Raw genomic sequence first — 24,129 nt, forward strand, 5'->3', positions numbered from 1 at the left:
GATGCCGACCATCGTCCGCCTGTCCAGCCTCGCCGCCGCCGCGCTCACGCTGGCGGCCTGCGCCGCGTTGCCACCGCCCGGGAAAACCGCCATGACGCCTTCCTTCGTGGTCAGTCCGATCCTGGAGACCGTGCACCGCGGCAGCGACGACCTGCTCAGCGCGGGCCTGGGCCTGGACGGCTTGCGCGGCGCAACGTCGGCGTATGCCGATCCCTTGCACCCGACGCCGGCGGAGCTGCGCCGCCGCGCGATCCAGGCCAGCTGGAAGGGCATCGCCGACCTCGGTCCGCTGGGCGGCTACGGCAGCGTGTACGGCACCGTGCCCGACGTGCCGGGTCGCGAGTACACCGCGTTCGCGCGTCTGCCCGGCGCGCATGCACCCCATCGCGTGCTGCTGCAGGCGCCGGATCGTTTCGACCGCGCGGCGCGTTGCCTGGTCGTCACTGCCTCGTCCGGCTCGCGCGGCGTCTACGGTGCGATCGCGCTGGCCGGCGCCTGGGGCCTGCCGAAGGGTTGTGCAGTGGCTTATACCGACAAGGGCACGGGTTCGGGTTACTACGACACCGCCGATGGCAGCGGCGTGGCGCTGGACGGCACGCGCGCCAAGGCCGGGCAGGCCAAGCTTGAATTCGCGCCGGCCAATGCGCCCGCAGACGCCGGCATCGCGGTGAAGCACGCGCACTCGGGCGACAACCCAGAGGCCGACTGGGGCCGCGACGTGCTGCAGGCGGCGCGCTTCGGACTGGCGATGCTGGATCGCGCCTATCCCGACGCCGCGCCGTTCACGCCGCAGAACACGCGGATCATCGCCACCGGGCTGTCCAACGGCGGCGGTGCGGTGCTGCAGGCGGCGGGCATCGACGACGCGGACATGCTGGCCGGCGTGGTGGCGCTGGAGCCGAACGTGCATGTGCCGGGCCGTGGCCGCGCGCTGTACGACTATGTCACCGAGGCTGCCTTGCTGATGCCTTGCGCGCTGGCCGACGCGCGCTTTGCCGAGACGCCGTTTGCGCGCGCGGACGGTGCGGTGCCGCCCGCCTTCCTCACGCGCTGTGCCAGCCTGCACGTGGACGGCGTGCTGGGCGCGGCTACGCCGATGGGCCAGGCCGCCGAAGCCTTGCAGAAGCTGCACGACAGCGGCTGGCGCGACGAGGCCGTCGCCACGGGTGCCAGCAGCACGGCGTTCGACGTGTGGCGCGCGGTGGCGGCCGGCTACGCCTCGGCCTACCTGCGCCGTGGCGTGGGCCAGATGCCCTGCGGCTACAGCTATCGCGGCGTGGCTGCGGTCGGCACGCCGGGGGCGGTCGATCCCGCGGTGAAAGCGTCCTGGTGGGCGGACGCCTCCGGCATTCCGCCTGGCAATGGCGTGGCGCTGGCCGGCGGCACCGATGCGTCGGCCGATCCCGTGCTGCCGGGCCTGCGTTGCCTGCGTGCCCTGTGGACGGGTGACGGGGCAGACGCGCGCACGCTGCATGCCTCGGTGGCATCGCTGGCGGCGCGGCTGCCGCGCGCGGGGCTGCCGGTCTTCGTGCTGCATGGCGCCGCCGACGGCCTGCTGCCGACCGCGTTCACCTCCGAGCCCTACGTCGCGTGGCTGCGTGCCGAAGGCCGCCGTCCGCTATACTGGAAAGTGCCGACGGCGCAGCACTTCGACGCCTTCCTCGCGTTGCCCGGCTTCGGCGAACGCCACGTGCCGCTGCTGCCCTACGGCTACGCCGCGCTCGACCGGCTGTGGGCGCACCTGCATACGGGCGGGCCGTGGCCGGACGAGCTGCCCACGCCAGCCGCGCGTCCCCGCGGCGCTGCCGCGCTGACCCGCGAGCAGTTGGATCTACCGCGCTGAACCCGGGGGCTTCGCCGTTTTGTGGCGCGGCGGCCCCAGGCGTTATCCTTGGCGGCCCACGCGCGCCTGTTGCTGGCGCCCCGCCAAACCCAAGGATACCCATGGCCATCCAAGTCACCCTCCACACCAACCGCGGCCCGATCCGCCTGCGCCTGCACGACGACAAGGCGCCGCTGACCGTGGCGAATTTCGTGAACCTGGCCAAGCGCGGCTACTACGACGGCCTGTCGTTCCATCGCGTGATCGCCGACTTCATGATCCAGGGCGGTTGTCCCGAGGGCAGCGGGCGCGGCGGCCCGGGTTACAAGTTCGAGGACGAGTTCCACCCCTCGCTGCGCCACGACAAGCCGGGCGTGCTTTCGATGGCGAACGCCGGCCCGCGCACCAACGGCAGCCAGTTCTTCATCACCCACGGCGCCACGCCGTGGCTGGACGGCAAGCACAGCGTGTTCGGCGAAGTGATCGATGCGAATGACCAGCAGGTGGTCGATGCCATCCGCCAGAACGACGTCATCGAGAAGGTCACGGTCGAGGGTGACGTGGACGCGCTGCTGGCGGCCAAGGCCGACCGCGTGAAGGAATGGAACGGCGTGCTGGACCAGCGCGGCTGATCCATTTGCACAGCGGAATGAACGATCGAAAGCCGCCGTGCCTGCCACGGCGGTTTTCTCGTTCACGGTGCCGTCACCGCGCCGGCGGTATTCGCCAAGCGGTTTCACCCCGTCCAACAGTCACCATCAAGGAGCACAGCGATGTCGATACTTAATGATCTGCTCGGCGGCGGCCAGGCCAATGCGGCGGGCGGCGGTTCGCTGGTCGCGGTGGCTGGCCAGCTGATCCAGCAGGCCGGTGGCGTGCAGGGCCTGGCCAGCATGTTGCACCAGGGAGGACTGGGCGAGGCGGTGCAGTCGTGGATCGGCACCGGTGCGAACCAGCCGGTGTCGGGCGAGCAGCTGGGCCAGGCGCTGCAGAATGGTGGCCTGGGTTCGGTGGTGCAGGAGGCGGCGGCCAAGCTGGGCATGGATCCTGGCCAGTTGCTGGGCCAGCTGTCGCAGGTGCTGCCGCACGCGGTCGATCACCTGACGCCGGATGGCCAGGCGCCGGCTGACGGTGGCGGTTTCAACCTCTCGATGCTGGGAGGCTTGGCCGAGAAGCTGCTCGCGGCGCGCGGTGCCTGAGGGGTGCCATCCTTGCGATCATCCTGATCGCGCGGATCAGACGGGCGACCATCCTGGCCGTACCCTCCAGATGTGCAAGGAACAAAAAAAGCGCGGCAGGGCAGCCTGCCGCGCTTTTTTATGTGCCCCAAGGTTGGCTCAGTATCCGGTGAACTTGAGCACGTACAACAGGACGATCGCGCCGACGATGGACATCAGGAAACCCGCGGTGTGGAACTTCGATCCGGGTGCCGGCTTGCTGAACAGTCTGGCGATGAACCCACCGATGATGGAACCGACGATGCCGATGATCGCGGTGACCCAGAAACCATGGTGGTCGGCGCCCGGTACGATCCAGCGTGCAATGAGGCCAACGAAGAAGCCGACGATGATGGACCAGATGATATGGAACATGCGCATTACCCCTCAGTCTGTCTGAAATCTTCAGGTGGAAGGACCGATGGCATCCACCGCCGGTTCATCTGGCGGTGGCCGCATCATGCCAGCAGTACCAGGCCCAAGCGATAGGCCGGGATCTCGACTGCAAGCGATTGACGCGCCGCCGCATGCTAAAATCCGGCGGTTCGCCGCATCGAATCCGACGATCCCCTCCCCACGGTACAGAGGAAGTCATGCCCCAGCTCGCCCAGCGCGTCGGTCGCGCCAAGCCCAGCGCGATCATGGTCATCGCCTCCAAGGCGAAGCAGCTCAAGGCCGCCGGCCGCGACATCATCAGCTTCTCCATCGGCGTGCCGAACTTCCTGCCCGGCGAGCACGTGTACGCGGCAGCCCGCGAGGCGCTCAGCCACGACAGCGGCCAGTACGGCAGCAACCGTGGCGCCGAGCCGCTGCTGGACGCGTTCCTGAAGCACATCGAGGCGCTGGGCTTCGCCGGCTACGGCCATGCCAACCTGTCGGTGGGCATCGGCGCCAAGCAGGTGCTGTACAACCTGGCTGAGGCGCTGCTGGACGAAGGTGACGAGATCGCCTTCGCCGCGCCGTATTGGACCACCTACCGCGACATCGCCGACATCGTGGGCGCGAGGGTCAACGTGCTGCACTGTGGTCCGGACCAGAACTACAAGCTGACGCCCGCGCAGCTCGACGCCGCGCTGGCGCGCAAGCCCAAGGTGTTCCTGTTCAACAATCCGTCCAACCCCACCGGCATGGTCTATATGCGCGAGGAGATCGCCGCGCTGGCCGAGGTGCTGGCGAAGTACCCGGACACCTGGATCATCACCGACGACATCTACAACTCGATGGTGTTCGACGGCATCGGCTACCACAACTTCGTATTCGCGAAGCCTGAGCTGAAGGAGCGCCTGGTCTTCGTCGACTCGGTGTCCAAGACCTACGGCATGCCGGGCTGGCGCGTGGGCCTGCTGGCCGGGCCGGAGCCGGTGGCCAAGGCGGTCACCACGCTCAACTCCAACCACATCACCAGCGTGCCGGAAGTGATCACCGCGGCGGCGGTGGCCGCGTTCACCGGCCCGCAGGACGTGCCGCAGGCCAAGTGCGCCGAATTCGCGGCGCGGCGCGACACCGTGGTCGCCGCGCTCGGCGCGATCCCCGGCGTCACCTGCCCGCGGCCGCAGGGGGCGTTCTATGCGTTCCCGGACATCTCGGTGGCCTTCGGCAAGAGCCACAATGGCACCAGGATTTCCAACGACGTGGAGTTCTGCGCCGCGCTGCTGGAAGCCAAGGGCGTGGCCTGCGTGCCCGGCTCGGCCTTTGGCGAGCCGCGCGCCCTGCGCATCTCCTACACCTGTCCGGCGACTCAGCTGCAGCCCGGCCTGCAGCGCATCCAGGAGTTCTTCGCCGAACTCGCCTGAATCCCGCACCCGTAGGAGCGCACCCTGTGCGCGATGGATGTTCCGCGGTAACCGTCGCGCACGTGGTGCGCTCCTGCCTGATCCTGCCCGTTGAAGGAGTTTCATCATGAAAGCCCCCGTTCGAGTTGCCGTTACCGGCGCTGCCGGCCAGATCGGTTACGCCCTGCTGTTCCGCATCGCCGCCGGCGACATGCTGGGTCCGGACCAGCCGGTGATCCTGCACCTGCTGGAAATCACCCCGGCGCTGCCCGCGCTGCAGGGCGTGGTGATGGAACTCAACGACTGCGCATTCCCGACTCTGGCCGGCGTGGTCGCCACCGACGACGTCAACGTCGCCTTCAAGGACGTGGACTACGCGCTACTGGTCGGCGCCCGCCCGCGCGGTCCGGGCATGGAGCGCAAGGACCTGCTGGAAGCCAACGGCGCGATCTTCGCCCCGCAGGGCAAGGCGCTGAACGACCACGCCAGGCGCGACGTGAAAGTGCTGGTGGTGGGCAACCCGGCCAACACCAACGCGCTTATCGCCCAGCAGAACGCCCCCAGCCTGGACCCGAAGTGCTTCACCGCGATGGTTCGCCTGGACCACAACCGTGCGCTGAGCCAGCTGGCTGAGAAGACCGGCAAGCACACCACCGACATCAGGAAGGTCACTATCTGGGGCAACCACAGCTCCACCCAGTACCCCGACCTGCACCACGCCTCCGTGGACGGCAAGCCGGCGCTGGGCCTGGTCGACCAGGCCTGGTACGAGAGCGACTTCATCCCCACCGTGCAGCAGCGCGGCGCGGCCATCATCAAGGCGCGCGGCGCCTCGTCGGCCGCCTCGGCCGCTTCCGCCGCGATCGACCACATGCGTACCTGGGCGCTGGGCACGGCCGAGGGCGACTGGGTGTCGATGGGCATTCCGTCCGACGGTTCCTACGGCATTGCGCCGGGCGTGATCTTCGGCTACCCGGTGACCGTGAAGGACGGCAAGTACGCCATCGTGCAGGGCCTGGCAATCAACGCGTTCTCGCAGGCGCGCATCGACGCCACCGAGAAGGAACTGCGCGAGGAGCGCGCGGGCGTCGAGCACCTGTTCGCGAAGTAAGCGGCGCAGCGTGCCTGCTTGACGGAGAAGGGCGGCCTTGGCCGCCCTTCTCCGTTTCGGCGCGGGGCGGTGCTTGCGACCATCGTCGCGCTGCCCAGGCGGTTGTACCGGAGCTAGGCTTGAAGCAGGTCGGCGCGGGAGGCGGGCATGGACTACGAATCGTTCTACCGTCAGTCGGTCGAGCAGCCGGAACTGTTCTGGGCCGAGCAGGCGCGGCGCATCCACTGGGAAACGCCGCCGCGGCAGATCCTCGACCAGTCGAGGCCGCCGTTCCGTCGCTGGTTCGTGGGCGGCACCACCAACCTCTGCCACAACGCGGTGGACCGGCATCTCGCCGAACGCGGTGAGCAGCTGGCGCTGGTTGCGGTTTCCGGCGAGACAGGCATCACCCGCGAGCTCACGTACCGCGAGCTGCACCGCGAAGTGAACGCCTTCGCCGCGGTGCTGCAGGCGCTGGACGTGGAGCGCGGCGACCGCGTGGTGATCTACCTGCCGAACATCGCCGAGGCGGTGTTCGCGATGCTGGCCTGTGCACGCATCGGCGCGGTGCACTCGGTGGTGTTCGGCGGATTCGCGGCGCACAACCTCGCACTGCGCATCGACGACGCACAACCGAAGCTGCTGGTCTGCGCCGACGCGGGCATGCGCGCGGGCAAGGTGATTCCGTACAAACCCCTGGTGGACGCGGCGGTGAACGAGGCCTCGGCGCCGCCGCCGAAGGTGCTGGTGGTCGATCGCGGGCTCGATCCGCAGATGAACCGGGTGAGCGACCGCGACGTGGATTACGCCGGACTGCGCGCGCAGCACGAAGCTGCCGAGGTGCCGGTGGTGTGGCTGGAGTCGAACGAACCCAGCTATCTGCTCTATACCTCGGGCACCACCGGCAAGCCCAAGGGCGTGCAGCGCGATACCGGCGGCTATGCGGTGGCGATGGCGATGTCGATACGCTGCATCTTCGACATCGCGCCGGGGCAGGTGATGTTCTCCACCTCCGACGTGGGCTGGGCGGTGGGGCATTCCTACAACGTGTACGGGCCGCTGATCGGCGGCGCCACCTCGCTGCTCTACGAAGGCCTGCCCACGCGGCCCGACCCCGGCGTGTGGTGGGACCTGTGCGAGAAATACGGCGTGCGCAGCATGTTCTCTTCGCCCACCGCGATCCGTGTGCTGAAGAAGCAGGACGCGGGTTGGCTGCACAGACACGACCTGTCCAGGCTGAAGTGGTTGTTCCTGGCCGGCGAGCCGCTAGACGAGCCCACCTCGCATTGGATCAACTCCGAGCTTGGCGTGCCGGTGATCGACAACTACTGGCAGACCGAGACCGGCTGGCCCGCGATCACCCTGATGCCGGGCCTGGACCTGAAGCCGGCCAAGCCTGGTTCTCCCGGCCTGCCGGCGCCCGGCTACAGGATGAAGGTGATCGACGAGAACAGCGGCCGCGAAGTGCCGCCTGGCAGCAAGGGCGTGCTGGTGCTGGAGCCGCCGCTGCCACCGGGGTGCCTCAGCACCATCTGGCGCGACGACGACCGCTACGTGCACAGCTACTTCAGCCATTTCCGCGAACTCGTCTACAGCTCGCTGGACTGGGCGATCCGCGACGCCGACGGCTACACCTTCATCCTCGGCCGCACCGACGACGTGATCAACGTGGCCGGGCACCGCCTGGGCACGCGCGAGATCGAGGAGTCCGTGGCCGGCCACCCGGCGGTGGCCGAGGCGGCGGTGATCGGCGTGCGCGATGAACTGAAAGGGCAGGTGCCGGTGGTGTTCGCCACGCTGAAGCAGGCAGGGGGCGAGGGCGCCGCCGAAGTGGCGCGCGGCATGCAGCAGTGCGTGGTGGACCAGCTCGGCAGCGTGGCGAAACCCGCACGGGTCTACCTGGTCAACGCGCTGCCGAAGACGCGCTCCGGCAAGCTGCTGCGGCGTTCGCTGCAGGCGCTGGCCGAGCAGCGCGACCCCGGTGATCTTTCGACGCTGGACGATCCGGCGGCGCTGGACGAGATCCGCAAGGCGCTGGAGCGCGGGCCGGACCAGGGAAGCTGACTGGTTCAGGGCCGCCCTTCGACTTCGGCCCTTTGGGCCTGCGCTCAGTGCGAGCGGCTTGGGGACTACTTACCCCTTTCGTCCTGAGCGTACGCAGCGAAGTCGAAGGGCTGGGTGATAGGGCCGGATAGCCCGCTTGCAGCTTGTCTTGATGCGAAGGGCGGAACTCAGGCTGCGGCCGCCTCGACCACCGGCGCCGAGGTGCGGATCAGATGATCGAATGCACCGAGTGCCGCGGTGGAACCGGCGCCCATCGCGATCACGATCTGCTTGTACGGCACCGTGGTGGCGTCGCCGGCGGCGAACACGCCGGGCAGCGAGGTCTGGCCGCGTGCGTCGATCACGATCTCGCCGCGCGGGCTGAGTTCCAGCGTACCCTTCAGCCACTCGGTGTTGGGCAGCAGGCCGATCTGCACAAAAATGCCCTCGAGCTCCAGACTGTGCATCAGGTCGTCGGCGCGGTCCTTGTAGACCAGGCCATTGACCTTATGGCCGTCGCCCAGCACCTCGGTGGTCTGCGCGCCGACGATCACCTCCACGTTGGCCAGGCTGCGCAGCTTGCGTTGCAGCACCTCGTCGGCACGCAGTTTGTGATCGAACTCGATTAGGGTGACGTGGGCCACGATGCCGGCCAGGTCGATGGCCGCCTCCACGCCGGAGTTGCCGCCGCCGATCACCGCCACGCGCTTGCCCTTGAACAGCGGGCCGTCGCAGTGGGGGCAGTAGGCCACGCCCTTGTTGCGGTATTCCGCCTCGCCGGGCACTCCCATCTGCCGCCAGCGCGCGCCGGTGGAGAGGATCACCGTCTTCGACTTCAGGCTGGCGCCGTTCTCCAACTGCACCTCGACCAGGCCGTCGGCGGACTCGCTGGCCGGCACCAGCCTGGTGGCGCGCTGCAGGTCCATGATGTCCACGTCGTAGTTGCGCACGTGCTGCTCCAGCGCGGCGCCCAGCCTGGGGCCTTCGGTGTAGTCCACCGAGATGAAGTTCTCGATCGCCATGGTGTCCAGCACCTGGCCGCCGAAGCGCTCGGCCGCCACGCCGGTGCGGATGCCCTTGCGCGCGGCGTAGATCGCCGCCGCCGCGCCGGCCGGGCCGCCGCCCACCACAAGCACGTCGAACGCCTGCCTGGTCTTGATCGCTTCGGCGGCGCGCGCGGCGGCGCCGGTGTCGAGCTTCGCCACGATCTGTTCCAGGCTCATGCGGCCCTGGTCGAAGAGTTCGCCGTTCAGGTACACGGTGGGCACCGACATGATCTGGCGGCGTTCCACTTCGTCGGGGTACAGCGCACCGTCGATGGCCACGTGCTTGATGTTTGGGTTCAGCACACTCATCAGGTTGAGCGCCTGCACCACGTCCGGGCAGTTCTGGCAGGACAGCGAGAAATAGGTCTCGAACCGGTACACGCCGTCGGAAGTCGGGCCTTCGAGGTTCTGCACCTGGGCGATGGTCTCGGCGGCGGCCCTGGACGGATGGCCGCCCACCTGCAGCAGGGCCAGCACCAGCGACGTGAACTCGTGGCCCAGCGGGATGCCGGCGAAGCGCACGCCGATGTCGGTGCCGACGCGGTTGATCGCGAACGAGGGCTTGCGCGGCTCGCTGTCGTCGCGGCGCAGGGTGATCCTGTCGCTCATCGCGGCGATCTCGCCGAGCAGTTCGTCCAGCTCGTGCGATTTCGCGCTGTCGTCCAGCGCGGCGACCAGTTCGATCGGCTGCGTGAGTTTTTCCAGGTAGCCCTTCAGCTGGGCCTTGATGGCTTCGTCGAGCATGGCGAGCACTCCGGGTTCGGATGCGGGGAAGGGGATAGGGCACTTGTGGCAGCGGCCGGCGCCATCGAGGGGGAGGGGCGGCTGCGGAGGGGGAGCGAAGCCGGGCGCAAGCCGCTGGCACAAGCATCCTCGGGGAGGAAACCGGGCGCCGCGGCGCCCGGTTCCAGTACGGCTACAGCAGGTGGATCAGATCTTGCCGACCAGGTCCAGCGAGGGCGCCAGGGTCTTCTCGCCTTCCTGCCACTTGGCCGGGCACACTTCACCCGGGTGGCTGGCGACGTACTGCGCGGCCTTTACCTTGCGCAGCAGCTCCTTGGCGTCGCGGCCGATGCCGCCGGCAGTAATCTCGACGATCTGGATCTTGCCCTGCGGGTCGACCACGAAGGTGCCGCGGTCCGCCAGGCCGGCGTCCTCGATCAGCACCTCGAAGTTGCGGCTGATCGCGTGGGTGGGGTCGCCGACCATGGTGTAGCCGATCTTCTTCACCGCGTCGGAGGTGTCGTGCCACGCCTTGTGCGAGAAGTGGGTGTCGGTCGAGACGCTGTAGATCTCCACGCCCAGTTTCTGGAATTCGCCATAGTGGTCGGCCAGGTCTTCCAGCTCGGTCGGACAGACGAAAGTGAAGTCGGCGGGGTAGAAGAACACCACGGACCACTTGCCCTTGAGGTCGGCCTCGGTCACTTCGATGAACTGGCCGGCCTTGAACGCCTGGGCCTTGAACGGCTTCACTTCGGTATTGATCAAAGACACTTGTGAGTCTCCATTGGTGGGGTGCAGTGAATCGGTGGCTCAATTGTAGGGGCTGCTTTCGATTGTTCCAATTGATTGTTGAGATTGGATGAATTGACAGAACCTATGCAGCCGCCGTGCCGGTCGTGGTCGGCAGGCCGGCGCGGCAGGCGGGTCGCGCGGATGGGAACCCCGACGTCACGCGATGTGCGCGTCGGCGACGATGGCGCGAAAGGGCGACCTTCAACGCTGGCGCGCCGGCATGGCGCCGGCGTAGTTCGCGCGCGGGCGGATCAACCCGCCGGCTTCCTGCTGTTCCAGCGCATGCGCCAACCAGCCGGCCATGCGGCCGGCGGCGAACAGCGACAGCGCGGCGTCCGCGTCCTGGTCGTGCAGGAGGGCGATCGCGGCCAGCGCGAAATCCAGGCTTGGCGCGCGGCCGCAGTTTGCGGCTGCCGCGTCGACCAGCCGCTGCACGCGGGCCATGCCCGGCAAGCGCGGGCGCGATTCGGCCAGCAGGCGCAGCAGCAATGCAGCGCGAGGGTCGCCGTCGGGATACAACGGGTGGCCGAAGCCCGGCAACTCGTCGCCATGGCGCAGGCGTTCGCGTACGCGATCCACGGGATCGCGCTCGCGCAAGGCCTGGCGGATGAACGCATGGGCACGTGCGGTGGCGCCGCCGTGCTGCGGACCGGATAGCGCGGCAAGTCCGGCGCTGGCTGCTACATGTAGGCTGGCGCCGGTCGAGGCCGCCACCCGCGTGGCGAAGGCGGACGCGTTCAGCTCGTGGTCCGCGCACAGCACCAGGGCACTGCGCAGTAGCGATGCCACCCGAGTACCCGGGTTGTGCCAGCTGGCGGCCAGCAGCTGATGGATCGGCAGCCGGCCTGGTTTCGTCGCGCAGAGCAGTGCGGCTGTCTCGCGTAGCAGTTGGGCGGCGCCGTCGCGGCGCTGCAGCGGATCAGTGCTGTGTGCGTGCGGCGCGGAGAGCGCCAGCAGCGGCAACGCCGCGGCGGTGCGTTCCAGTGGCGGCAGGCCGTGCTGGCGCAGCAGCACCCGCACGGCCGCGGGCCAGGTCCGCGGCGGCGGCGCTGCGAACGGATCGCGGTCGCCGCATTCCCACAGCAGGCGGGCGGCGTCCTCCAGGCTGGCGCCGTGGCGCGCCAGTTCGATCGCCGACTCGCCGCGGTAATAGTGCCCGCCGGGGCGGATCAGCGAGATCTGCGTCTCCAGCACCGGTAGCCCCCAGGTAAGGCTGTGCGCGGCGGCCTGGGCCGCCCCGCGCCCGGCCCGGCGCAGGTCGATCAGGCGCTCGATGTCGCCGGTGCGGTATTCGCGGCTGCGTCCGTCAGCACCCGGGCGCGAATCGACCTTGCCGCGGCTGACGTAGGCATACAGCGTGGCGACGCTGACGCCCAGCCGGGCGGCGGCATCACGGGCGGAAAGATGGTCGGCAGCCATGGCTGACATATTGATCGCTTGGATCAAGATTGATCAATATGTTTTGCAGGGGCACAGTAACGCCAGCCGCGATGCGTAGCGTTCCGGATCAAGGCGTGCGGCGGCGTGCGGGTAGTGCGCCGCCACACGGCCCGATCGGCGTATCGCCTAGAATAAGCAGTTTCGGAGTATCGCCATGTCCCCACTCGAATCCGCCGGTGCGCGCTTCCGCGCCGCCCTCGCCGCAGAATCGCCGCTGCAGGTGATTGGCGCGATCACTGCCTATGCCGGCCTGATGGCCAGGCGCGTGGGCTACAAGGCGCTGTACCTGTCCGGCGGCGGCGTGGCCGCCAACTCACTGGGCATGCCTGACCTGGGCATCTCGACGATGGAGGACGTGCTGATCGATGCGCGCCGCATCGTCGACGCCACCGGGCTGCCGCTGCTGGTGGACATCGACACCGGCTGGGGCGGCGCCTTCAACATCGCGCGCACGATCCGCAGTTTCGAGCGCGTCGGCGTGGCGGCAGTGCACATCGAGGACCAGGTGGGCCAGAAGCGCTGCGGCCATCGTCCCGGCAAGGAAGTGGTGCCGAAGGAGGAGATGGTCGACCGCGTGAAGGCGGCCGTGGACGCGAGGACCGACGCGGGCTTCGTGGTGATGGCGCGCACCGACGCGGCGGCGGTGGAGGGCATCGACGCGGCGATCGAGCGCGCGGTGGCCTACGTCGAGGCCGGCGCCGACATGATCTTCCCCGAGGCGATGAAGACGCTGGACGACTACCGCAAGTTCAGGGCCGCGGTGCAGGTGCCGATCCTGGCCAACCTCACCGAATTCGGCTCCACGCCGTTCTTCACCACCGACGAGCTGCGTTCGGCCAACGTGGACATCGCGCTGTACTGCTGCGGCGCCTACCGCGCCATGAACAAGGCAGCGCTGCATTTTTACGAGACGGTGCGCCGCGAAGGCACGCAGAAGCACATCATCGACACCTTGCAGACGCGCGAGGAGCTGTACGACTTCCTGGGCTACCACGCCTACGAGGACAAGCTCGACGCGCTGTTCGCCCGGAAAAGCTGACGCCGGTCACGCAGGGGTGCACCCTGTGCGCGAACCTTTTTGGCTTCGATCAAGCATCACGGCCTTCGCGTCCAGGATGCGCTCCGGCGGAAACACATCGTTCCACCCTTTGCAATCCACTGCATCACTGGAGACATCCGATGAGCGAGCAAGTCCTTCCCAAGGCCAAGAAATCCGTGGCGCTGTCCGGCGTCGCCGCCGGCAACACGGCACTGTGCACGGTGGGCCGCAGCGGCAACGACCTGCACTACCGCGGCTACGACATCCATGACCTGGCGGCGAAGGGCTGCTTCGAGGAAGTCGCACATCTGCTGGTCTACGGCGTGCTGCCGAACTGGACCGAACTGCAGAACTACAAGGCCAGGCTGAAGCGCCTGCGCGGCCTGCCGGCGCCGGTGAAGGCGGCGCTGGAACTGCTGCCCGCCGCGACCCACCCGATGGACGTGCTGCGCACCGGCTGCTCGGTGCTGGGCACCGTGCTGCCGGAGAAGGACGACCACAACGTCACCGGCGCGCGCGACATCGCTGACCGCCTGATGGCCAGCTTCGGTTCCATGCTGTTGTACTGGTATCACTTCAGCCACAACGGCAAACGGGTGGAGACCGAGACCGACGACGAATCCATCGCCGCGCACTTCCTGCACGTACTGCACGGCAAGGCGCCCAGCGAGCTGCACGCCAACGCGCTGGACAAGTCGCTGGTGCTGTACGCCGAACACGAGTTCAACGCCTCCACCTTTACCGCCCGCGTGATCGCCGGCACCGGCTCGGACATGTACTCGGCCATCACCGGCGCGATCGGCGCGCTGCGCGGCCCCAAGCACGGCGGCGCGAACGAGGTGGCGATGGAGATCATCGCGCGCTACCGCAACGCGAACGAGGCCGAGGCGGACATCCGCGCCCGCGTGGAGCGCAAGGAGATCGTGATCGGCTTCGGCCACCCGGTGTATACGGTGGCGGATCCGCGCAACGTGATCATCAAGGAGATCTCGCGCAAGCTCTGCACCGACGGCGGCAACCCGGTGCTGTTCGACGTCTCCGAGCGCATCGAGAGGGTGATGGGCGAGATCAAGAAGATGTTTCCCAACCTCGACTGGTACTCGGCCAGCGCCTACCACATGATGGGCGTGCCGACAGCGATGTTCACGCCGCTGTTCGTGATCGCGCGCACCTCCGGGTGGAGCGCGCACGTGATCGAGCAGCGCCAGGACGGCAAGATCATCCGCCCCAGCGCGAACTACACCGGCCCGGAAGACCAGGTCTACGTGCCGATCGACAAGCGCTGAAATACCGCAGATCCGGAACAAGAGGGAGCCGCGAGGCTCCCTTTTTCGTGAACGCGGCGCGCGTTCGCGTTGCCGCTGCCTGCAGCCGTTACAGGTGTTGCGGATCTGATACAGGTGGGCATGCCACAGATCGCCGGGCGTCGGGCCTTGTCCTGCAACGCCCAAGCAAATGCATCGACACGTCCCGCCGCCGCAACCTGTAACACTCCTGGCACACTGCTTGGGACGAGGTGGTGTCGCGTCGCTGATGAAACCGACGCAACCGCATGATTCGCAAATGAAGTTCCAGAACACGCCCGCTTGGCATTTCCCTTGCCAGTTCAGCTTGCTGCACACGCAAGACTAGGCGGGATGGCCCAGGTCAATCAGGGGATTCCCGAGCAAAACCGCAACCCGGCGCAGGCCGGAATGTGGCGGGGTGTCTGGCGCTGCAGGCAAACGGTTCCGGTTTTGGCCGGAATGGACGATGCACAGGCCTGATCAGGCATTTCGAAGGAGAACGGATCATGCGCAAGACTCTGATTGTCACGGCATTGGCTGCGATCGGCTTGGCCATCGCGGTTCCGGCGATGGCCGACCACAACTACAACAACAACAACGACAACAGCCACAACAACAACAACTCGACGAACCTGGCGTTTGTCAATGCGAGCACGCACACCAAGACCGTCACCAAGAACAAGACCATCAATGCCAATGGCAACGACCGCAACAACAGCGGCGACGCCAGTGGCCTCGGCATCGGCAATGCCGCGGCGAATAACAGCAGCTACGCCAGCAGCTCGGTCAGCGATGCCTTCAACAAGAGCGTCGCGGTGGGCAAGACCGAACTGAATGGCGCGGTCTCGAACAACGTGGTCCTCGGCATCGGCAACAGCGCGATGAACTCGGGGAACGCCAATGGCGGTCGCGGCGGCCTCGGCTTGGGCGTGGGCGCAACCTCCGCTCCTGGCGGTAACGGCGGCGATGCCCACAGCCACAGCGGTGACGGCGGAGCGGGATTGGGCCTGAGCGCCGCGGTAGGCGGCTCCAATTCGGCTGATGGCGGCAACAGCAACGGCCGGGCGGGTGATGGCAACAACGACAGCATGGCATCGAACGGCGGCCTGCTGGGCTGGAAGAAGAACAGTGGGGGCAACGGCGGCAACGACTCGAGTTCGGCTGCCGGTGGCGGTGGCTCGTGGGCGGCCGGTGCCGGTGGCAGCGGCAGTGCCGATGCGAGCAGCGGTGCGGCCTCGGGCTCTGGTGGCAACAGCGGCGATAGCGTCAGCGCGGGTGGAGCGGGCGGCGCCGGTGGCTCGGGCGGTTCGGGCATGGGCGCGGGCGGCAATGGCGGCAATGGCGGCACCGCCGCGGCTGACGCCGGTTCCTTCGACATGGCCAACAGCATGAGCAGCGTTGCCCAGGGTGCGGCTGGCATCACCACGATCGCCCAGAACAGCGGCGCGTCCTCGCTGATCCAGCAGGGCGTGACGGTGCAAGCCAACCTGAACGTGGGTCACTGAGTGGCGACGGGCCGGTGCGGCGGGGCGATCACGTCCCGCCGCACCGGACTTGGCCGGCCGGTTGCCAAGGGCGACCGGCCGGGTGGGAGTCGTTGCAAGTGCGCCGAACGCCACGGGAGGTGGGTCATGTCCGCGTCAAAGGCTTGGGTCTGGTGCTGTCTGCTGATGGCACCCATGGCGGCATCCGCCGCGAATCCGTCGGCTGGCACCGCAACCGGTGTCGCACCACATGCCGACGGCTGTGCGCAGGCAGCGCCGGTCGCGGGCCGGTGTGTCGACGGCCTCGGGCCGGTCGTGAGCACCAGCACGCTGGAACACTCCAGCGGCGGCACGAACGTCAGCAACATCCAGAACCTCAACGGTGTGGTGACGGGCAACAGCGCGACGCAGGTGGATACCGGTTCGAACTCGGTCAGTTCCAGCGCCTTCAGCGGCTCGACCGGGGTGTCGACGATCGTGCAGAACACCGGCAACAACGTGCTGATCCAGAGCGGCGTCGTCGTCAACGTGCAGTTCAAGCAACCATGAGCAGGGCCTTGCCGTCGCTTGCGATCGCGCTGGCGCTGGCCTGGTCCGGGGGCTTGCTTGCCACCGGGCCGGTGGAGATCAACAGCGGTACGGGTTCCACCTACACGCTGCATCTGACCACCCTCAAGGAGGCGAAATTCAGGAACACCATCCGGCAGAAGTACGACTTCAGCTGCGGCTCCGCCGCCGTGGCCACCCTGCTGACTTACCAATACGGCTATCCGGTCAGCGAGCAGGCGGCATTCGCGCAGATGTACGCACACGGCGACCGCGCCAAGATCAACAAGGAAGGCTTCTCCCTGCTGGACATCAAGAACTACCTGCAGACCCTCGGCTTCGAGGCGGACGGCTTCCGCCTGCCGCTGGACAAGCTCGCCCAGGAACACCTGCCGGCGATCGTGCTGATCGAGGAAAACCGCTACCACCACTTCGTGGTCGTCAAGGGCCTGCTGGACGGCCGCGTGCTGGTGGGCGATCCCGCCCTGGGCACGCGCTCGATCCCGCGGGATCGCTTCGAAAAACTGTGGAAGGACAAACTGCTGTTCGTGATTCACAACCGGCGCGATGAGGCGCATTTCAACCTGGTCAGCGATTGGCGTGCGGCGCCTCTTGCGCCGCTGAGCATGGGCATCGACCGACGCTTGATGGACTACACCACCATGCCGAAGTTCGGGCCCGGGCAGTACTGAGGTGATGGTGATGCAAAGCAAGAATCCAAAATCGAGAAAGGGTCTGCGAGTCGTGTTGCCGCTGTGCCTGCTCGGCAGCGCAGGCGTTGCCCATGCCATGCCCGGAGGCGAAGCAGGCAGCGCCGTCGCTCCGCAACCCTCGACGGCGCCGCCGGCGGATCAGGCGCCATCCGACATTGCCGGGCTCGGGCGGCCGGTCAGCGACGCCAGTCTTGACGGTGCGCGTGGCGGTTTCGACCTCGGCGGTGGCCTGGTGGCCTCGTTCGGCCTCCAGGAAGAGACCTACATCAATGGACTCCTGGTGATGTCCACGAGCATCAATATCCCGGACATCAGCAAGATCACGCAGCAACAGGCCAGCGCTCTGGCATCGACGCTCGATGGCCTGAGTCTCGTGCAGAACGGGGCGGGCAACAGCGTCCATTCCGGCAAGGCGGTAGTCACCCCCGATCCCGGCTCGAGCGCATCGAGCGGCGTCGTCGTCGGGCATGTCCCGAATCAGCCAGCCACCATCGCTCCCGTCGTGGATGCGCCACCGGGGGCGCTGGGCGTGCCCGTAGTCGGCAGCGGCGACGTCACCTCCGCAGCCACCCGGAACACCTTGAGTGCCGCCGCCGCGGCCTCGGCACTCGCGCAGGGTGGGGGATTGGCGCAAGTCATCCAGAACACCTTGAACAATCAATCCATCCAGACCCTCACCACGCTCAACGTCTCGGTGAACACCTTGCAGGCACTGCGCCAGATGAATCTGCAGAGCACCTTGCAGTCGGCGCAGATGCTCTCGCTCGGGCATTGAGCGCCATCCGAACACTGCCTGCGCGTGCCTGATGGTTCCGGAGTCTCCCAAGACCGGTTAGACAAGGAGTTGAAATGGAACGCAATCGTCGGCAATGGGCATGCGCAGCCAGCTGCGCCGGGTTGATGGCGTTCGGCGGATGGGCGAGCGCGCAGGAAGCGTCGCCACCCGCGGCGCCCGCCGAGCCGGGACACAGATCATCCGTCGACGCGGGGCGTGGCGCCCCATCGTCTTCGGCGACGATCCGCCAGCGCCTGCGGCAGCAGGATGAGCAGATCGACGCGATGCGCCACCAGATCGACGCGCAGATGGCGCAGCTCAAGCTGATGCGCCAGCAGTTGGCCCAGCAGGCGGCCGACTACGCCTCATTGCGTCACGCCGTCGGCGTGCGCGAACTGGATCGACAGCGCGGCGGCAACCTGCAGACAACAGGAGTGAATTCGCCGACGCAGCCCATGCCGGCCGCATCCGCCGTGCAGACAGTGGCGGCCTCCAGTCCGCAGGTGGTCGGCGAGGCACCGCCGAAGGACACCCGTCCGCCCGAGGTGGCCCCCATCTCCAACCAGCCCGGCGTGCTGACGCCGAGGCACAGCTTCGTGCTGGAGCCCTCGTACCAGTTCGGCTACTCCGCCGCCAACCAGGTCGACCTGGTCGGCTACACCGTCATCCCGGCCATCCTGATCGGCCTGATCGACATCCGCACGGTGCGCACCACCAGCCATACCGTGACGCTCACCGGGCGCTATGGCCTCACCAATCGCCTCGAGCTGGAAATGCGCGTGCCTTATGTCTGGGAGGGCAGCAACATCGTCAGCCGCGAGGTGTTCACCGGCACGGCGACGAACAACGTGCTGAGTTCCAGCGGCAGCGGCATCGGCGACATCGAGGCCACCGCACGCTACCAGTTCAACGACGGCGGTGCGGACAAGCCGTATTACATCGGCTGGCTCCGCTTCAAGTCCCGTACCGGTCGGGATCCCTTCGAGGTGCGTACCGATTGCCAGACGCGCTGCGTCGAGAATGTCACCGGCACGGGCCTGCCGCTGGAGTTGCCGACCGGCTCGGGCTTTTATTCCCTGCAGCCCGGGCTCACCTGGCTGTTGCCGTCCGATCCGGTGGTGATCTTCGGCAACCTCAGCTACATGTACAACTTCGAGCGGCACAACGTGTCCGAGAACCTGGTGGTCGGCAAGCAGTTCATCGGCAACGTGAAGGTGGGCAACGTCGCCGACGCCAGCATAGGCGTCGGCTTCGCGATGAACGACAAGGTGTCGTTGAGCCTCGGCTACGACCAGAGCTTCATCGGCGTGACGCGCGAGGCAGGCTCCAAGGTGCCCGGCTCGACCAAGGTCTGGCTGGGATCGCTGCTGGTGGGCGGCTCGTATCGCATCGATCCCAAGCGGACCGTGAACTTCACGCTGGGCGTCGGCGTGACCCGCGATACGCCCGACGTGCTGATGACGGTGCGCGTGCCGATGGCCTTCTGAGCGGGTCGCCGGTCAGTCAGGTTGCCCCCGGGCGCCGCCGGCGCCGCTGCAGCCAGCCGCCGCCGCAGACGCCGGCCACCAGCGCGGCGTCGAGCAGGTATTTGACCCAGCCGTGCGCGGCGAACCAGCCCGACCAGAGGTGCTCGTGGGCAATCATGCGCGCCGCGGTCCACGCGATCGCGCCGGCGCCGAGGTAGATGATCACGGGGAAGCGCTCGATGAGCTTGAGTATCAGGGTCGAGCCCCACACCACCAGCGGCACGCTGATGGCCAGGCCAAGCACCACCAGCAGCAGGTCGCCGTGCGAGGCGCCGGCGATCGCCAGCACGTTGTCCAGCCCCATCAGTGCGTCGGCGACGACGATGGTGCGCAGCGCGGCCCAGAAGCCTTCGGCGGCGGCGACGTCGTGCGCCGCTTCGTCCGGCTTCAGCAGCTTCCAGGCGATCGGCAGCAGCAACAAGCCGCCGGCCAGCATCAGACCCGGCAACTCCAGCAGCCAGACCACCGCCGCGGTAAGCACGACGCGCACGGCGACGGCGCCGAAACTGCCCCAGAACACCGCTTTCTTCTGCAGCGGTGCGGGCAGCTTGCGCGCGGCCAGCGCGATCACGATGGCGTTGTCGCCGGCCAGCACCAGATCGAGCAGGACGATGGTGAACAGGCCGGAGAGGAAGCTGGGGAGGGATTCCATGCGATGGACCGGCGCGCCGAGCACATGCAGCGACGACGGACGCGCGCAGGACCGTCGTCACCGCAAAAGTCTCGTTCGCGACATCGGCCGCCGCGGTGCCCGGGGCGAGTTGCCGCCCGTGGTGACGAACACCGCACGGATGCAGGACCGCATCCGGAACTACTCCCTCTTGGGTGGTAGCACGGTCATTCTCGTTGCCGGCAACGCAGGGGTCAAGCGGCTGCGCCCCTGCCGGCGGAACGCGCTGGATACAATCGGCGTTTCTCCCTGCCGCGGGAACCGCCATGAGTGCTCATGACATCCGTTCCGCCGTCCGCCCCGATCCCGATCAGCCGCTGGTCGACATCGCCGACTACGTGGCCGACTACCGGATCGAGTCGAAGGAAGCCTACGACACTGCGCGCTACGTACTGCTTGATTCGCTGGCCACCGCGATGATGGCGATGAAGTTCCCCGAGTGCGTGAAACATCTCGGCCCCGTGGTGCCCGGCGCCACGCTGGCAGGTGGTGCGCGCGTGCCGGGAAGCAGCCACGAGCTGGATCCGGTGCAGGCCGCGTTCGCGATCGGCACGCAGATCCGCTGGCTGGACTTCAACGACACCTGGTTGGCGGCCGAATGGGGCCATCCGTCGGACAATCTCGGGTCCATTCTCGCCGTGGCCGACTGGCTGGGCCGCAGGGCCGAGCGCGAGGGCGGCCGGGCGCTGACCGTGCGCGAGGTGCTGGGCTACGCGATCAAGGCGCACGAGATCCAGGGCTGCTACGCGCTGAAGAACAGTTTCAATCGCGTCGGCCAGGATCACGTCATCCTGGTGCGGCTGGCTTCCACCGCGGTGGCCACGCACATGCTGGGCGGCGACAGGGAGCAGATCATCACCGCCGTGTCGCACAGCTGGATCGACAACGGCGCGCTGCGCACTTACCGTCACGCGCCCAACACCGGGCCGCGCAAGAGCTGGGCCGCCGGGGATGCCTGCCGTCGAGCCGTCATCCATGCGACCAATGCGGTGTACCGGGGCGTGACCGGCTATCCGTCGGCGCTGTCGGCGAAGACCTGGGGCTATTACGACGCGGCCTTCAAGGGCAACGCGTTCGAGTTCGAGCGCCCGTTCGGCAGTTACGTGATGGAAAACGTGTTGTTCAAGATCAGCTTCCCGGCCGAGTTCCATGCGCAGACCGCGGTGGAGTGCGCGATGGAATTGCACGGGCAGGTCGCCGGCAAGCTTGACCAGATCGAGAAGGTGGCGATCGAGACCCAGGAGGCGGGTTGCCGCATCATCGACAAGACCGGCCCGCTGGCCAACTATGCCGACCGCGACCACTGCATCCAGTACATGGTGGCCGTGCCGCTGATCTTCGGCCGCCTCACCGCGGACGACTACAACGACGATGTGGCCGCCGACCCGCGCATCGACGCACTGCGCGCAAGGATGACGGTCAGCGAGAATACTCGGTTCACCAGGGACTACTTTGATCCCGACAAGCGCTACATCGGCAACTCGGTGCAGGTGTTCTTCAAGGACGGCACGTCGACCGGGAAGGTTTCCATCGACTACCCGATCGGCCACCGCAAGCGCCGCGCCGAGGGTATCCCGGTGCTGCTGAAAAAATTCGAGGCGGCCATGCGCGGCCATCTGCCGGCGCACAAGGTCAGGGCCATCCTCGAAGCCAGTCGCGATGCGGCAAAGCTGGACGCCATGCCCATCCAGCAGTTCCTCGGCTTGTTCACGCTCTGAATACGTACCGGCGGCAAACCTCCCCCAGGCCTGCGCCGCCTGACAATAAAAGCCGGCGCAAATTGTAGCGACATAGATGGCGTGTTATATTTGTGTAAAGGCGAATGGATCAATCCGGGGCGGGCGAGAGTTGCCGCACTGGAAAACAGCAGCGATTGTTTCAATACCAAAAAGGGAGAGACTTGATGAAGCACAAGGGCCTTTATTTCATGGTTGCCCTGGCCTTGGGCGGCGTGGGCGCCGTTCACGCACAGGACAACACGACGACCGCGGCCAGCAGTGACAGCGCTGCCGCCCCGGCATGGCCGAACGGCTTCGATGATCGCTGGTACATCGCGCCGACCATCGGCGGCTACTTCAACGACTCGGACCGCAACACGCACAGCCGGCAGTTCTACTACGGCCTGGGCGTGGGCAAGTTCCTGTCGTCCAATACCTCGGTGGACGTGTTCTTCGATCGCACCAAGCGCAAGATCGACCATAACGCCGGTACCTGGGCCAGCAACAACCTGGGCGTCGCCGTGCGTTACTACCTGGGCAGCGCCGCATGGCGCCCCTATCTGTTGGCCGGCGTGATGGGCAGCCATCACAAGGACCCGATGGACAGCGACTGGGCGCCGGCGGCCGAGCTGGGCCTTGGCCTGTCCAAGTCGGTGACCGACAGCTCCGACGTGCGCGTGGAAGGCGGCTACCGCTACGACTGGGACGACAAGAGCCAGCCGAGCAAGAGCGGCTACGGCGACTGGTTCCTGGGCCTGAGCATCGTCTCGCGCTTCGGCGCGGTGCCGGCCGCCCCGGCTCCGGTGGCAGNCGGAGCGTCGTGCGCAGATCGTGTACGACTACCTGACCAGCCACGGCATCGACGCGAGCCGCCTGGAGGGTCCGATCGGCCACGGTGCGGACAACCCGATCGGCGACAACGCCACCGACGCGGGTCGCGCGCAGAACCGCCGCGTGGAGCTGCAGGTCCAGCAGTAATCGGACTTGTCGCGGTGTCACGAAAAAGCCCGGCGCATGCCGGGCTTTTTCATGAGCGGGATGGCAACGGTCGATTCGACCGGATCAGCGCATTCAATACAAAAAATACACACCGGCAGGAGTAGGGAAATGGCGATGCCGACCCTGAACGTTAGTGTACCGAGTAGTGCAAAAGCTGTTTGATGCCCATGCGTGACGTTTAACGATTTTGCTACACTTGCTCCCGCTTGCAGAGTACGGACGCCAAGCATCAAGCGATACAAGCCGTCGAAGACGTTAAAAGCAACGCCATGCAGTGCCCGTTTGGCGTGTAACGGACGCGAAGACCAAATTGACGAGGAGAGACCTGATGAAACACAAGGGCCTTTATTTCATGGTTGCCCTGGCCTTGGGCGGCGTGGGTGCCGTTCATGCACAGGACAATACGACGACCGCGGCCAGCAGCGACAGCGCTGCCGCCCCGGCATGGCCGAACGGCTTCGATGACCGCTGGTACATCGCGCCGACCATCGGCGGCTACTACAACGACTCGGACCGCAACACGCACAGCCGCCAGTTTTATTATGGCCTCGGCGTGGGCAAGTTCTTCACCCCGGATCTCTCGCTGGACGTGTTCTTCGACCGTACCAAGCGCAAGATCGACCACAACGCCGGTACCTGGGCCAGCAACAATGTCGGCGTAGCCGCGCGCTGGTACTTCACCAACTGGTCGTTCCGTCCGTACCTGCTGGGTGCCGTGATGGGCAGCCACCACAAGGACCCGATGGACAGCGACTGGGCGCCGGCGGCCGAGCTGGGCCTTGGCCTGTCCAAGTCGGTGACCGACAGCTCCGACGTGCGCGTGGAAGGCGGCTACCGCTACGACTGGGACGACAAGAGCCAGCCGAGCAAGAGTGGCTACGGCGACTGGTTCCTGGGCCTGAGCATCGTTTCGCGCTTCGGCGCGGTGCCGGCCGCCCCGGCTCCGGTGGCAGCGCCGCCGCCGCCCCCGCCGCCGCCGGCTGAGGCGCCGGCGCCGCAGAAGGTGGTGATCGACCTGCGTGGCGTGAACTTCAAGTTCGACTACCCGAAGAAGGGCCACGTGCACGCTTCGGAAATCGACAAGGCGCTGGCCGTGCCGACGTCGGACTCGATCGCGATCCTGGACCAGGCGGTGGACACGCTGAAGCGCTATCCGGACGTGCACGTGACGGTGGCGGGTTACACCGACAGCGTGGGCAAGGCGGATTACAACCAGGCGCTGTCGGAGCGTCGTGCGCAGATCGTGTACGACTACCTGACCAGCCACGGCATCGACGCGAGCCGCCTGGAGGGTCCGATCGGCCACGGTGCGGACAACCCGATCGGCGACAACGCCACCGACGCGGGTCGTGCGCAGAACCGCCGCGTGGAGCTGCAGGTCCAGCAGTAATCGGACTTGTCGCAGTGTCACGAAAAAGCCCGGCGCAT

The 24,129-nt window shown here is 67.2% G+C and carries 20 protein-coding genes; 15 read left to right on the plus strand and 5 right to left on the minus strand.

From position 1 onward, the window contains the following. The first annotated feature begins 1 nt into the window (after position 1). The 3 genes from AC2EWF_RS03230 (at position 2) to AC2EWF_RS03240 (ending at position 3,021) form a co-directional block, all read left to right on the plus strand. Complete coding sequence (locus AC2EWF_RS03230) at positions 2-1,843, plus strand: 3-hydroxybutyrate oligomer hydrolase family protein (RefSeq protein WP_483637909.1); 1,842 nt, start codon at positions 2-4, stop codon at positions 1,841-1,843. Between the two features lie 101 nt (positions 1,844-1,944). Further along, positions 1,945-2,454, plus strand: a complete 510-nt coding sequence (locus AC2EWF_RS03235) for a peptidylprolyl isomerase (RefSeq protein WP_483637910.1) — start codon at positions 1,945-1,947, stop codon at positions 2,452-2,454. Positions 2,455-2,478: 24 nt separating this feature from the next. Beyond that, positions 2,479-3,021 carry a YidB family protein gene (locus tag AC2EWF_RS03240; RefSeq protein WP_483638255.1) on the plus strand — a complete coding sequence of 181 codons (543 nt, stop codon included), beginning with the start codon at positions 2,479-2,481 and terminating at the stop codon, positions 3,019-3,021. 138 nt (positions 3,022-3,159) lie between these two features. Here AC2EWF_RS03240 and AC2EWF_RS03245 read toward each other — a convergent pair whose 3' ends face one another. After that, entirely contained in the window at positions 3,160-3,414 is a 255-nt protein-coding gene (locus AC2EWF_RS03245; protein ID WP_483637911.1) for a GlsB/YeaQ/YmgE family stress response membrane protein, read from the minus strand. 218 nt (positions 3,415-3,632) lie between these two features. Between AC2EWF_RS03245 and AC2EWF_RS03250 the strand changes: the two genes are divergently transcribed. From AC2EWF_RS03250 to prpE, 3 genes are all read left to right on the plus strand, one after another. Then, a complete protein-coding gene (locus tag AC2EWF_RS03250; RefSeq protein WP_483637912.1) occupies positions 3,633-4,832 on the plus strand; it encodes a pyridoxal phosphate-dependent aminotransferase in 1,200 nt (399 codons plus the stop codon). Positions 4,833-4,938: 106 nt separating this feature from the next. Further along, entirely contained in the window at positions 4,939-5,922 is a 984-nt protein-coding gene (locus tag AC2EWF_RS03255; RefSeq protein WP_483637913.1) for a malate dehydrogenase, read from the plus strand. Between the two features lie 147 nt (positions 5,923-6,069). After that, positions 6,070-7,965, plus strand: a complete 1,896-nt coding sequence (gene prpE / locus AC2EWF_RS03260) for a propionate--CoA ligase (protein ID WP_483637914.1) — start codon at positions 6,070-6,072, stop codon at positions 7,963-7,965. Between the two features lie 167 nt (positions 7,966-8,132). Here the strand turns inward: prpE and ahpF are convergent, their stop codons facing one another. The 3 genes from ahpF to AC2EWF_RS03275 all read right to left on the minus strand — a co-directional run bounded on the left by ahpF (position 8,133) and on the right by AC2EWF_RS03275 (position 11,933). Next, complete coding sequence (gene ahpF / locus AC2EWF_RS03265; protein WP_483637915.1) at positions 8,133-9,734, minus strand: alkyl hydroperoxide reductase subunit F; 1,602 nt, start codon at positions 9,732-9,734, stop codon at positions 8,133-8,135. 186 nt (positions 9,735-9,920) lie between these two features. Further along, positions 9,921-10,484 carry an alkyl hydroperoxide reductase subunit C gene (gene ahpC / locus AC2EWF_RS03270; protein WP_483637916.1) on the minus strand — a complete coding sequence of 188 codons (564 nt, stop codon included), beginning with the start codon at positions 10,482-10,484 and terminating at the stop codon, positions 9,921-9,923. Positions 10,485-10,706: 222 nt separating this feature from the next. Next, positions 10,707-11,933, minus strand: coding sequence for a citrate/2-methylcitrate synthase (locus AC2EWF_RS03275; RefSeq protein WP_483637917.1), 1,227 nt, complete (start codon positions 11,931-11,933; stop codon positions 10,707-10,709). A gap of 166 nt (positions 11,934-12,099) precedes the next feature. Between AC2EWF_RS03275 and prpB the strand changes: the two genes are divergently transcribed. The 7 genes from prpB (at position 12,100) to AC2EWF_RS03310 (ending at position 19,275) form a co-directional block, all read left to right on the plus strand. After that, positions 12,100-12,984: a methylisocitrate lyase gene (gene prpB / locus AC2EWF_RS03280; protein WP_483637918.1), complete on the plus strand. Its 885-nt coding sequence runs from the start codon at positions 12,100-12,102 to the stop codon at positions 12,982-12,984. Positions 12,985-13,124: 140 nt separating this feature from the next. Next, complete coding sequence (gene prpC / locus AC2EWF_RS03285; protein WP_483637919.1) at positions 13,125-14,270, plus strand: bifunctional 2-methylcitrate synthase/citrate synthase; 1,146 nt, start codon at positions 13,125-13,127, stop codon at positions 14,268-14,270. 506 nt (positions 14,271-14,776) lie between these two features. Beyond that, positions 14,777-15,775, plus strand: coding sequence for a hypothetical protein (locus AC2EWF_RS03290; RefSeq protein WP_483637920.1), 999 nt, complete (start codon positions 14,777-14,779; stop codon positions 15,773-15,775). Positions 15,776-16,069: 294 nt separating this feature from the next. After that, positions 16,070-16,303 (plus strand): hypothetical protein, encoded by a 234-nt coding sequence (locus AC2EWF_RS03295; protein ID WP_483637921.1) that lies wholly within the window; start codon positions 16,070-16,072, stop codon positions 16,301-16,303. After that, positions 16,300-16,992 (plus strand): C39 family peptidase, encoded by a 693-nt coding sequence (locus AC2EWF_RS03300; RefSeq protein WP_483637922.1) that lies wholly within the window; start codon positions 16,300-16,302, stop codon positions 16,990-16,992. The genes AC2EWF_RS03295 and AC2EWF_RS03300 overlap by 4 nt, the downstream gene beginning before the upstream one ends. Positions 16,993-17,002: 10 nt before the next feature. Continuing rightward, complete coding sequence (locus AC2EWF_RS03305; protein WP_483637923.1) at positions 17,003-17,788, plus strand: hypothetical protein; 786 nt, start codon at positions 17,003-17,005, stop codon at positions 17,786-17,788. Positions 17,789-17,862: 74 nt separating this feature from the next. Then, positions 17,863-19,275 carry a FlxA-like family protein gene (locus tag AC2EWF_RS03310; protein ID WP_483637924.1) on the plus strand — a complete coding sequence of 471 codons (1,413 nt, stop codon included), beginning with the start codon at positions 17,863-17,865 and terminating at the stop codon, positions 19,273-19,275. A gap of 16 nt (positions 19,276-19,291) precedes the next feature. Here AC2EWF_RS03310 and AC2EWF_RS03315 read toward each other — a convergent pair whose 3' ends face one another. Continuing rightward, positions 19,292-19,966, minus strand: coding sequence for a TerC family protein (locus AC2EWF_RS03315; RefSeq protein WP_483637925.1), 675 nt, complete (start codon positions 19,964-19,966; stop codon positions 19,292-19,294). A 284-nt stretch (positions 19,967-20,250) separates the two neighbouring features. Between AC2EWF_RS03315 and AC2EWF_RS03320 the strand changes: the two genes are divergently transcribed. Together AC2EWF_RS03320 and AC2EWF_RS03325 are read left to right on the plus strand one after the other, a co-directional pair. After that, positions 20,251-21,702 carry a bifunctional 2-methylcitrate dehydratase/aconitate hydratase gene (locus AC2EWF_RS03320; protein WP_483637926.1) on the plus strand — a complete coding sequence of 484 codons (1,452 nt, stop codon included), beginning with the start codon at positions 20,251-20,253 and terminating at the stop codon, positions 21,700-21,702. Positions 21,703-23,029: 1,327 nt separating this feature from the next. Continuing rightward, positions 23,030-24,091 (plus strand): OmpA family protein, encoded by a 1,062-nt coding sequence (locus AC2EWF_RS03325; protein WP_483637927.1) that lies wholly within the window; start codon positions 23,030-23,032, stop codon positions 24,089-24,091. Positions 24,092-24,129 lie beyond the last annotated feature (38 nt).

The sequence above is a fragment of the Rhodanobacter sp. sgz306013 genome, from assembly GCF_057031145.1.